Below are 11,470 nucleotides of genomic sequence, written 5' to 3'. Positions count from 1 at the left end.
TCTTCAACGCCTCGGCGCCCTTCCCGGCGCTGTCGGTGACGGGTGGCACCCGGCCCTATTATTCGGGGCTGATCGGCCGCTTCTTCCGCGTGGCGGCGACCGCCCGCTTCTGATCCCACCCGCCGGGATCATTCGCGACCTGAAACAGAAAGCCCATCCGGTTCCCGCCGGGTGGGTTTTTCTTTGCCCGTTGCGGGGGATGGATGGTGAGACCGCGCCCGACTTTTATGCTCCGCAGATCGGCTGCGGTAAAAAAACAGTCAGATCGGACAAGTCCTGGAAAGCGTTCAAGGACTCTGTCGTCGAGGGCTGTCAAGCCTGTAACTTTAATGAATATATTGTCCTGATCGGCGCTTCTCCGGCACTATCAGAGGTGTAAATTGCAAGGGGGCAGGCGTTTTACGTCTGTTGTCGCCAAGTCATCGATGCTCCGTGGAATATGACGCAGCTTTCATATTGCGTGTCGGCAGTGCAACATCGGTGTAACTTCCAGATTATGAAATATTGGCGTCATTTACAGTCGCGATACGCGATCGATAACTCAACCCACCAATAGTTTTTTGCCGAGACCGTCCGGTCGCGGAAAAGGGTGGAGTATCGAGTTATGACCAGTATGTCCGTCATCCGCGCGGCCCTGTTGCGGGGCAGCGCCGCGTCCGCCATCCTGCCGGCCGCGCTGATCGGTGGTCTTCTGACGACCAGTCCGGCCATGGCCCAGGACACGGCTCTGGCGCAGAACTCCACGGCCGCGACGGGCTCCCCCGACGCCTCGGACACCAACAAGAAGGACATCGTCGTCACCGGCACGCTATTCCGCCGCACCGACACCGAAACCCCTTCGCCGGTGACCATCCTGTCGGCCGACAATCTGAAAAAGGCGGGCATCAACAATGTCTCGGACGCCGTCCGCTCGATCTCGGCGGACAGCAGCGGGTCGATCCCGACCGCCTTCGCCAACGGCTTCGGGGCGGGTTCCTCGGCGGTGTCGCTGCGCGGCCTGACCGTCAACTCGACGCTCACCCTCATCGACGGGATGCGCACCGCCAATTATCCGCTGTCGGATGACGGCCAGCGCTCCTTCGTCGACCTGAACACCATTCCCGACGCGATCGTCGACCGGGTCGAGGTGCTGAAGGACGGGGCTTCGTCCAGCTATGGCGCCGACGCGATCGGCGGCGTGGTCAACATCATCATGAAGAAGGAAATCACCGGCGTCGCCGGCACGCTGGAAGGCGGCGTGACCCAGCGCGGCGATGGTGGCGAGCAGCGTGCGACCCTGACGCTGGGCACCGGCAAGCTCAAGGAACAGGGCTTCAACGTCTATATCAGCGGCGAATATCAGCATGACGACCCGATCTGGGCGCGCAATCGCGGCTTCCCGTTCAACACCGCCGACCTGACCCGCATCGGCGGCGACAACAACCAGGCGGGCTCGGTCGTGCCCGGTTCGACCACCAGCGCGCTGATCGCCCCGACGACCCAGCTGACGTCGGGCAACATCCTGTCGGGCTCGGGCGTAGCCAATGGCCCGTTCCAGGTGCTCAACCCCAATGGCTGCACCGGCACCACCTCGCCGGTCAGCGGCACGCTGGGCAATGGCTGTACCCAGAACACTATCGCCGATTACGGTCAGATTGCACCCGAACAGACCCGGTTCGGCGTGACCGGCCATGCGACCGTGCAGGTCAATGCGCAGACCCAGGCCTATCTGATGGCCTCTTATTACCAGAATGAGGTTCTGGCGGCGGGCAGCGCGGCCAATATCCGCTCGATCAACCCGATCAACACGCAGAACATCATACTGCCCGCCACGCTGGCCAATGGGCAATTGAACCCGAACAACCCCTATGCAGCGTCGGGACAGCCGGCGATGATCCGCTATCTGTTCGGCGATATCCCTGCTTCGTCCGACTATAAGAACCATGTCCTGCGCGCCGCCGCCGGGATCGACGGTGCGTTTGGCGACGGCTGGACCTATTCGGTCTCGGGCACGATCGCCCATAGCTGGCTCGACATGACGCAGAACGGCTATCTGAACCTGGCCGGGCTGACCAATGCGATCAACAACGGCACCTACAACTTCGTCGATCCGACGCAGAATAGCTCCGCTGTCCGCAATGCCCTATCGCCGTCAGTGCATACCCAGGCGACCACCGACCTCGACATGATCCAGGGTGTGATCACCAAGGAAGTGATGCAACTCCCCGGTGGCCCGTTACAGGTCGGCGTGGGCGGATCGTTCCGCTACGAGGCGCAGAACGATCCCAACCAGAATCCGAACCTGACCACGCTGGGCCTCAACCAGTTCTCGGCCATCGGCCATCGCACGGTCGAATCGGGCTATTTCGAGATCAACGCGCCGATCCTCAACAGCCTGGAGATCGACGGATCGGGTCGCTACGACCATTATCAGGAAGGCTATAACCGCTTCTCGCCCAAGATCGGCGTCAAGTTCATGCCGATCCAGCAGCTTGCTCTGCGCGGCACCTTCTCCAAGGGGTTCCGCGCGCCGAGCTTTGCCGAAACCTCGGGCACGGTCATCGGCTTCACCTCCAGCAAGGCGCCCTGCGCGATCCAGGTCCAGCACGGCGCGACCGCGTCGGACACCGGCTGCACCGGCGGCAGCGCGTATAACCAGAGCTATTCGATCGGGTTCAACACGGTCGGCAATCCCAATATCAAGCCCGAGCTGTCGCAGAGCTTCACGCTGGGCGCGGTGATCCAGCCGACACCGTGGCTGAGCTTCACGGCCGATTATTATAATATCAAGAAGACCGACGTGATCACCGGCGGTCCGCTGTCCAACCAGGCGCTGGCGGCCTTTTATGGCAATGGCACCATGCCGGCGGGCTATTCGGTGACGCCCGACGTCATCGATCCGGCCTTCCCGAATGCGCCGCTGCGGGCGCTGTTCGTCAATGCGCCGTTTGCCAATGCGGCGGCGCTCAAGACCTCGGGCATCGACATGTCGGCCCAGGTCCAACTGCATCCGCGTGACGATGTGCGCTTCACCAGTCGCGCGGAGGCGACCTATATCCTGCACTATCTGTTCAAGCCGAGCGCCGACCAGCCCTATACCGACTTTGTCGGCACCCAGTCGCCTTATGTGACCTCGTCGGGCGCGGGCACGCCGCAATGGCGCGGCAACTGGCAGAACAGCATCGATTACGGCCCCTATTCGCTCACCGCGACGACCTATTATGTCTCGGGCTACAAGGCGGTCGGGTTCGATCAGTTCGGCACGATGGATTGCAACGGCGGCAGCACCTATGGCGGTTCCGATCCCAACTTCAATTGCCATGTCCGGCGCTTCATCGACGTCGATCTGACGGGCAGCGTGCGGGTCAACGACAAGTTCACCTTCTATATGAACGTCATCAATCTGACCGACGAGAAGGCGCCGCTGAACGCCGGCAACTATGCCGCGGTCAATTATAATCCGACCTATACGCAGATCGGCGCGGTCGGCCGGACATTCCGCTTCGGCGCGAATTTCCGCTTCTGACGATAGGCTTCGGCGCATGCGGTCCCGGCCGCCCCGCCGATCCGGACCGATGGCCGGCGTCGCATGCAGCGCGGCGCTGGCCTCGGTTTCTCAAGGCTGAATACCCACGCCCTCGACGTGGCGAGACCGTTTCCCCGCCGGCATCCGGTGGGCGCCCACCGCTTCCCCGATCAGCAACAGCGCCGGATCCTTGTCTCCGATGGTTCGCGTGAGGAATCCAAGCGCGTCGAGGCGGCCGGTGATCAGCCGCTCGTTCGGCAGCGAGACGTTGACCGCGACCATCACCGGCGTTTCGGCCGGCATCCCCGCCGCCATCAGTTCACGCGCGATCGTCGGCGCGGCGGCGCGGCCCATATAGACGGCCAGCGTTGCATCGGGTGCCGCCAGCGCGGGCCAGTCGAGCGAGAGATTTTCCCCCTCGCGCCAATGCGCCGTCACCAAGGTCAACCGTCGCGACAGGCCGCGTAAGGTGAGCGACACCAGACCCGACGCCGCCGCCGCGCTGGCCGCGGTGATGCCGGGGCAGATATGGACGGCGATCCCGGCGGCGCGGCAGGCGTCGATCTCCTCGGTCGAGCGCCCGAAGATCGACGGGTCGCCACCCTTTAGCCGGACGACGCGCTTGCCGCTCCGCGCGGCGGCGACGATCAGGCTGTCGATCGTTCCCTGATCCCTGGAGTGGCGGCCCGATCGCTTGCCGACGCTGGCCAGTTCGATCCGCTTGGGGATCAGCGCCAATATCTCCGGCCCAACCAAGGCGTCGTAGAAGATGATGTCGGCGGCGGCGATCAGCCGCTCGGCCTTGCGGGTCAGCAGGTCGGGATCGCCGGGACCTGCGCCGACCAGCCAGACCGAACCGGCGGGAAAATCATCCATGCGCATGGGCGGGCTCCTGGGTTTCGGCGAGCAGGCGGGCAAGGGCGGGGCGGCACGATCCGCAATTGGTACCGGCACCCAGCGCTGCACCGATTGAGGCGACATCGGCGAGTTGCTGGTCGCGGATCGCAGTGACGATGGTGCGCATGCCGATATCGAAACAGGCGCAGACGATGGCGCCGCGTTCGACCTGCGCACCGGGCGCGCGACCGGCAAGGATGGTGGGCGCGACCTCCGGCGTGCTGAGCTGGGCGATCAGCCAGTCGCGGCCCGGCAATTCGCCACGCTCGGTCAAGAAGAGGACGGCGGCGAGGTGGTCGCCCGTGATCACGGCGACGCGGCGCGATCCGCGGGCGGGGTCGGTCGCCTCGATCCGCTGGCCCTTGGGCAGCATGGCCTCCAGCACGGCCGGATCGCCATCGCCCGCCACCTCCCATAGCCAGCCACCGGGCACCGCGATGCGGGTCGCCCATAGGCAATCCGGCACAGCGCTCGCCTCGCCGGACAGGATGGCGAAGCCGCACCAACGGGTGGTGACGGCCGCGATGCTGGCGGGGGTGCGCTTGAAGCCGGGCTGGCCCGAATAGGGATCGGTGAGCGGGCGGGGGAGCAGCCCGGTGCGGCCGCCGCTCGCGGTCTTGTCGGTCCAGTGGATGGGGACGAACAACTCGCCCGGCCGTTGCCCAGGGCTGACCGCGACGCGATAAAGGCTCGTTCCCTGCGGTGTGCCGACCCGGGCCAGCCCACCATCAGTCAGGTTCAGGCGATGGGCGTCGTCGGGATGCACCTCGACCAGCGGCTCCTCGCGATGGCGGGCGAGCTTGGGGGCCAGGCCGGTGCGGGTCATCGTATGCCAGTGATCGCGGTAACGCCCGGTGTTGAGCATCATCGGCCAGTCGCGCAAGGGTTCGGGAAGCGCCTTTTGTGCGACGGGCACCAATCGCGCGCGCCCGTCCGGCGTCGGAAAACGGCCATCGGCGAACGGCGTGCCGCCCCAGCGGAAGGGCTGCATCGCGTCATACTCCGCATTGCCGCCGCTGGCTCGGCCGGGGAGCGCGAACAGGCGCTGGCCATGATTTTCGTAATGCGACAGGCGGCAATGCTCGCGCCAGATCTCGGCGGGGCGGTCATAGGCGAAGGCGGTCTTCCACCCCATGCGGCGACCGACCTCCTTGATGATCCACCAGTCGGGCTGGGCCTCGCCGGGCAGCGGGAAGAGCGCACGCTGGCGGCTGATCGTACGGTCCGAATTGGTGACGGTGCCGTCCTTCTCGCCCCAGGCGGCGGCGGGCAAGCGGACATGGGCGTGGACGGAGCTGTCGGTCTCGGCGATCACGTCGCTGACCACGACGAAGGGGCAGGTGGCCAGCGCCTCGCGCACCGATCCGGCGTCGGGCATCGAGACGGCGGGGTTGGTCGCCATGATCCACAGCGCCTTGATCCGTCCCTGGCCAAGTTCTCGGAACAGATCGACCGCCTTCAGGCCGGGCTTGGGCGCGATGCTGGGAGAGGCCCAAAAGCGCTGCACCCGCGCGCGGTTTTCGGGCGCGAAGTCCATATGCGCGGCCAGTGTCGAGGCAAGCCCGCCCACCTCGCGCCCGCCCATCGCGTTGGGCTGGCCCGTGATCGAGAAGGGGGCCGCGCCGGGCTTGCCGATCCGCCGCGTTGCGAGGTGCAGGTTGAGGATCGCGTTGACCTGATCGGTGCCGGTGGTCGACTGGTTGATGCCCTGGCTGAACAGCGTGACGGTGCGCGGCGTCGCGGCGAACAGCTCGTAGAAGCGGCGAAGGTCGGCCGGGGCGACGTCGCAGGTTTTGGCGACGGACCAGAGATCGCTGCCGTCCTCAAGCGCTGTCCAGAAATCCTCCGGCACCGCGACCGAGGCGGCAAGAAACTCCTCGTCCACGATACCCGCCGCCCGCGCCCAGGCCAGTGCACCGTTCATCAGCGCGACGTCACTGCCCGGCCGGATGGCGAGATGAAGGTCGGCATGCTCCGCCGTCTCGGTCCGGCGCGGATCGATGACGACCAGCTTGGCGCCGGCATCGCAACGCGCACGGATGCGCTGATAGACGATCGGGTGGCACCAGGCGGTATTGCTGCCGACCAGCACGATCAGGTCGGCGGCGTCGATGTCTTCGTAGCTGGCGGGCACGATGTCCTCGCCGAACGCGCGGATGTGGCCAACGACCGCGCTCGACATGCACAGGCGCGAATTGGTGTCGATATTGGCCGAGCCGATGAAGCCCTTCATCAGCTTGTTGGCGAGATAATAATCCTCGGTCAGCAACTGGCCCGAGACGTAGAAGGCGACGCTGTCGGGACCATGCTGGGCGATGGTGTCGCGGAAGCGTTTGGCGACGAGGTCGAGCGCCTTGTCCCAGGAGGCACGGCGCTTGCCGATCATGGGGTGGAGCAGGCGGCCTTCGAGACCGACCGTCTCGCCCAGATGGGTGCCCTTCGAGCACAGCTTGCCGCGATTGGCGGGATGGTCGGGATCGCCCTCGATCCAGACCTGCCGTTCGCCGGTGACGGTCGCGCGGATGCCGCAGCCGACACCGCAATAGGCACAGGTGGTTTTGATGGGGGTCATGCCTTGCCTCTCCCCTTCAGGGGAAGGGTTGGGGTGGGGCGTTTCAGCCAGCGGGACGCTCGTGGGGAGGCCCCCCCCCCCAGCCCCTCCCCTGAAGGGGAGGGGAGCAAGGCGGTTTGTCTTCACGCCGCCGCCTTCAGCGTGGAGGCACGGCAGAGCAGCACCCGGCCGCCGCTGATCTTCACTGGCACGGTCGGGGTGCAGCCCTTGTCCTCGCCCAGCGCCTCGCCGGTGGTCAGGCTGATCCGCCAATTGTGCAGCGGGCAGGCCACCGCGCCGCCATGGACGATGCCCTGGCTCAGCCGCCCATGTTTGTGCGGGCAGCGGTCGAGCAGCGCGAAGACGCTGTTCTCCCCGGTGCGGAAGATGGCGATGTCGTCGCCGCCCTCGACCTGCACCGTGCGGCTGCCGCGCAGCGGGATTTCCTCGACCCAGCCGATATCGAGCCATTCGCCGGCCAAAACAGGGAGGGTCATGCCATTTCTCCAACGGGCTGGAAGCGCGCCATCGGCGCATGCATTTCGCGTTCGGCTCCCGCGACCCGTGCGGCCCAGGGGTCGTCTTGGGAGAATTGCTGCGAGTAGAAGAAGCGATGCGCGAGTTCGGCGCGCTCCTCTTCGTCCGGCAGCAGCCGCGACTGGATATAGGCGAGGCCGACCCGCTCGATCCACGGCGCGGTGCGCTCCAGATAGCGGGCTTCTTGGCGGTAGAGCTGGATGAAGGCGGCGCACATCTCCATCGCTTCCGCCTCGGTCGCGACCTTGCAGAGGAGGTCGGTGGCGCGGACCTTGATCCCGCCATTGCCGCCGACATGAAGCTCATAGCCGCTGTCGACGCAGACCACGCCGAAATCCTTGATCGTCGCCTCGGCGCAGTTGCGCGGGCAGCCGGATACTGCGATCTTGAACTTGTGCGGCATCCACGACCCCCAGGTTGCCCGCTCCAGCTTGACGCCCAGCCCGGTCGAATCCTGCGTGCCGAAGCGGCACCATTCGGAGCCGACACAGGTCTTCACCGTGCGCAACGACTTGCCATAGGCATGACCCGAGACCATCCCGACGGCGTTCAGATCGGCCCAGACGGCGGGCAGATCCTCCTTCCTGATGCCGAAGATGTCGAGCCGCTGGCCACCCGTGACCTTGACCATCGGCGCGTTGAACTTCTCGACCACATCGGCGATCGCGCGCAGTTCCCTGGGCGACGTGATCCCGCCCCACATGCGCGGCACGACCGAATAGGTGCCGTCTTTCTGGATGTTGGCGTGCATCCGTTCGTTGACGAAGCGGCTCTGCTGGTCGTCGACATACTCACCGGGCAGCGCGCAGAGCAGATAATAGTTGAGCGCAGGGCGACAGGAGGAGCAGCCATCGGGCGTCAACCAGTGCAATTTCTGCATCACCTCGGGGATCGAGCGCATATTCTGCGCGACGATCTCGCGGCGGACATCGTCATGGCCGAAGCTGGTGCATTTGCACATCGTCTTCGGCCCCGCCTCGACCTCGCCGCCCAGGCGCAAGCTGAGGAGGCTCTCGACGATGCCGGTGCACGAGCCGCAGCTTGCCGACGCCTTGCAGCCTGAGCGCACTGCGTCCAGGCTATGCGCGCCGCTGTCGATGCAGGTGAAGACCTTGCCCTTGGTCACGCCGTTGCAGCCGCAGATTTCCGCATCATCGGAAAGCGCCGCAACGGCCGCCTTAGGGTCCGCGAGGGCGCCCCCCTGAGCAAAGGCCTGGCCGAAGATCAGCGCGTCGCGGATATCGCCGACGCTCTCGCCCTTTTTGAGCAGGTCGAAATACCAATTGCCGTCGGCGGTGTCGCCATACAGCACCGCGCCGACGATGCGGTCGTCCTTGACCACGACGCGCTTGTAGATGCCACGCGACGCGTCGCGCAGCACGATGTCCTCCGCGCCGTCGCCGCCGCCGAAATCACCCGCCGAGAAGACGTCGAGCCCGGCGACCTTCAGCTTGGTCGCGGTGGCGGTGGGGCGATAGCCCGAAGGCGCGCCGGTCAGCGCATCGGCAAGGCTGCGGCACATGTCCCAGAGCGGCGCGACCAGGCCGTACACCTGTCCATCATGCTCGACGCACTCGCCGACCGCCAGGATGCGCGGGTCGCTGGTGACCATATGGTCGTCCACCTTGATCCCGCGCCCGACCTCCAGGCCCGCCGCACGGGCGAGCGCGACCGAAGGACGGATGCCGACCGCCATCACGACCAGGTCCGCGGGAATCTCGCGCCCGTCCTTCAGGCGGATCGCCTCCACCTTGCCGTCGCCCAAGATCGCGGCGGTGTCCGCACCGCACAGCACGGTCTGGCCGCGTGCTTCCAGCGCCTGCTTCAGCAGCCAGCCCGCCGCCTCGTCCAGCTGCCGCTCCATTAGCGTCGGCATCAGGTGGAGCACGGTGACCGTCATCCCGCGCAAGGAGAGGCCATGCGCCGCCTCCAGCCCGAGCAGGCCGCCGCCGATCACCACCGCGCTGCCGCCCCGCTCGGCGGCCGCCAGCATATGCTCGACATCCTTCATGTCGCGAAAGCTGATGACGCCGGGCAGGTCGTGGCCGGGTACCGGGATGATGAACGGATCGGAGCCGGTCGCAATCAGCAGCCGGTCATAGTCCAACACCATGCCGCTCTTGGCGGTCACCGTCCGCGCCTCGCGATCAATCGCGGTGACCGGATCGCCGCTGACCAGCGTGATGCCGTTATCGGCATACCAGTCGAGCCCGTTGATGACGATCTCGTCGAACGTCTTCTCGCCCGCCAGCACCGGCGACAGCATGATCCGATTGTAGTTCACCAGCGGCTCGGCGCCGAAGATGGTGATGCGGTAGCGGGTAGGATCGCGCGCCAGCAATTCCTCGACGGCGCGGCATCCGGCCATGCCATTGCCGATGACGATCAAGTGCTCGCGGGGGTCAACCGGCGTCGCGGTCAGGACTTCGTGTTGCATCGCGTCTGTCCGTTCGGGAGAAAGGGGAGGCATCAGATCCGCACGCCTTCGGCCGCGCCCCAAGTCCGGCGCCAGCGGGTCTTGACCAGGGTCAGTCCGGCCAGCGCCACTACCGCCAGAGCGGCGAAGATCAGGAAGCCGCTGGAAAAGCTGCCCGTCCACTGCTTGGCGAGGCCCAGCGACGAGGCGAGGTAGAAGCCGCCGATGCCGCCCGCCATGCCGACCAGTCCGGTCATCACGCCGATCTCGGTGGCAAAGCGCTGCGGCACCAGCTGGAACACCGAGCCGTTACCGACGCCCAGCGCCAGCATCGACAGGACGAAGAGCGCCAGCGAGGCGGCGAAACCGTCTACCATCGCCACACCGGTCAGCGTCATGGCGGCGGCGATGAAGACCGCCATCAGCGCCTTCACGCCGCCGATCGCATCGGCGAGTGCGCCACCCATCGGTCGCACCAGCGATCCGGCGAAGACGCAGGCGGCGGTGGCGTAACCGGCTTGCACCGGGGTAAGCCCGAAGCGATCGGTGAAGTAGATGGGCAGGCTGGCGGCGAGCCCGACGAACCCGCCAAAAGTCACGGCATAAAAGCCCATCAGCCACCAAGCATCGGCCTGCTTCAAAGGCGCCAGATATTCCACGAACCGGCGCGGCGGCGGGGCGCCCGGCGCGTCCTTGGCCATCACCATATAGGCGAGGAAGACGAGGCTCAGCGGAATGCAGGCCAGACCCAGCACCGCGTTCCAGCCGAACAGCTTGGCTAGCGCGGGCGCGAAAAGCGCGGCCAGCACCGTGCCCGAATTGCCCATGCCGGCCAGGCCCATGGCCTTGCCCTGATGCTCGGGCGGATACCAGCGGCTGGCGAGGGGGAGGGCGATGGCGAAGCTGGCGCCCGCAAAACCGAGAATGACGCCCAGCGCCAACGTCCCGCCGAAGCTGCTCACCCCCAGCACCCAGGCGGAGAACAGTCCGGCAATGACGATGATCTGGCTGATCGCGCCCGCCCGCTTCGGCCCGATCCGGTCGACCAGCAAGCCATTGACGACGCGCAGGATCGCGCCCGCTAGGGTCGGCACCGCGACCATCACGCCCTTCTGCGCCGGGGTCAGCCCCAGGCTGGCGGAAATCTGCGGCGCCAGCGGGCCGAGCAGCACCCAGACCATGAAGGCGAGATCGAAATACAGAAAGGCCGCGATGAGGGTCGGCGTATGGCCGCTCGACCAGAAGCTGCCGTTATCGGCCGCCTTTGCTGTCTTGGTGTCATCCCAGAATGCCGTCGCCATCGTGCCGCCTCCGTGGGGCCGCCAGGGCCCAAAACGAAAAAAGCCGCCAGGACGTGGACCCATGGGTCACATCCTGGCGGCTTCGTTGCCTCCAAGCGAAATGCGAGCGTCAGCCCGCTTCCGCCAGCGTGCTACCCCGTCATTGGAGTGGCATTCGCTGCTATCTCGTACCCGACGCCATTGCCGAGCGAATCGAAAATTGCCTGATTCGCCGGTTCAGCGCAAGTCCCTTTCGCAAATGCAGCAAAACCAAACCCATTCCT

Annotated in this window: 6 protein-coding genes; 1 reads left to right on the top strand and 5 read right to left on the bottom strand. The window is 66.0% G+C overall.

The genetic code is table 11. The features are described 5' to 3' along the window. Window positions 1–604: 604 nt before the first annotated feature. Window positions 605–3,505, top strand: coding sequence for a TonB-dependent receptor plug domain-containing protein (locus SP6_RS11395; protein WP_037568248.1), 2,901 nt, complete (start codon window positions 605–607; stop codon window positions 3,503–3,505). Between the two features lie 90 nt (window positions 3,506–3,595). Here the strand turns inward: SP6_RS11395 and cobA are convergent, their stop codons facing one another. The 5 genes from cobA to SP6_RS11370 form a co-directional block, all read right to left on the bottom strand. Further along, window positions 3,596–4,381 carry a uroporphyrinogen-III C-methyltransferase gene (cobA, locus tag SP6_RS11390; protein WP_007404661.1) on the bottom strand — a complete coding sequence of 262 codons (786 nt, stop codon included), beginning with the start codon at window positions 4,379–4,381 and terminating at the stop codon, window positions 3,596–3,598. Next, window positions 4,374–6,974, bottom strand: coding sequence for a nitrate reductase (locus SP6_RS11385; RefSeq protein ID WP_007404696.1), 2,601 nt, complete (start codon window positions 6,972–6,974; stop codon window positions 4,374–4,376). The genes cobA and SP6_RS11385 overlap by 8 nt, the downstream gene beginning before the upstream one ends. Before the next feature lie 122 nt (window positions 6,975–7,096). Next, window positions 7,097–7,450, bottom strand: a complete 354-nt coding sequence (gene nirD, locus SP6_RS11380) for a nitrite reductase small subunit NirD (RefSeq protein ID WP_007404599.1) — start codon at window positions 7,448–7,450, stop codon at window positions 7,097–7,099. Further along, entirely contained in the window at window positions 7,447–9,927 is a 2,481-nt protein-coding gene (gene nirB / locus SP6_RS11375; RefSeq protein WP_007404516.1) for a nitrite reductase large subunit NirB, read from the bottom strand. The genes nirD and nirB overlap by 4 nt, the downstream gene beginning before the upstream one ends. Window positions 9,928–9,959: 32 nt before the next feature. Further along, a complete protein-coding gene (locus tag SP6_RS11370; protein ID WP_007404675.1) occupies window positions 9,960–11,207 on the bottom strand; it encodes a nitrate/nitrite transporter in 1,248 nt (415 codons plus the stop codon). Between the last annotated feature and the right edge of the window lie 263 nt (window positions 11,208–11,470).

Source organism: Sphingomonas paucimobilis NBRC 13935, from assembly GCF_000739895.2.
Lineage (GTDB): Bacteria > Pseudomonadota > Alphaproteobacteria > Sphingomonadales > Sphingomonadaceae > Sphingomonas > Sphingomonas paucimobilis.
Note: the sequence above shows the minus strand (reverse complement) of the source record. Positions and strands in the feature narration are given on the sequence as shown.

Bases quoted from the DNA above. Each gene is read 5' to 3' on its own strand.
- SP6_RS11385 (WP_007404696.1), bottom strand. From the start codon at position 6,974: ATGACCCCCATCAAAACCACCTGTGCCTATTGCGGTGTCGGCTGCGGC.
- nirB (WP_007404516.1), bottom strand. From the start codon at position 9,927: ATGCAACACGAAGTCCTGACCGCGACGCCGGTTGACCCCCGCGAGCAC.
- SP6_RS11370 (WP_007404675.1), bottom strand. From the start codon at position 11,207: ATGGCGACGGCATTCTGGGATGACACCAAGACAGCAAAGGCGGCCGAT.
- SP6_RS11395 (WP_037568248.1), top strand. From the start codon at position 605: ATGACCAGTATGTCCGTCATCCGCGCGGCCCTGTTGCGGGGCAGCGCC.
- cobA (WP_007404661.1), bottom strand. From the start codon at position 4,381: ATGGATGATTTTCCCGCCGGTTCGGTCTGGCTGGTCGGCGCAGGTCCC.
- nirD (WP_007404599.1), bottom strand. From the start codon at position 7,450: ATGACCCTCCCTGTTTTGGCCGGCGAATGGCTCGATATCGGCTGGGTC.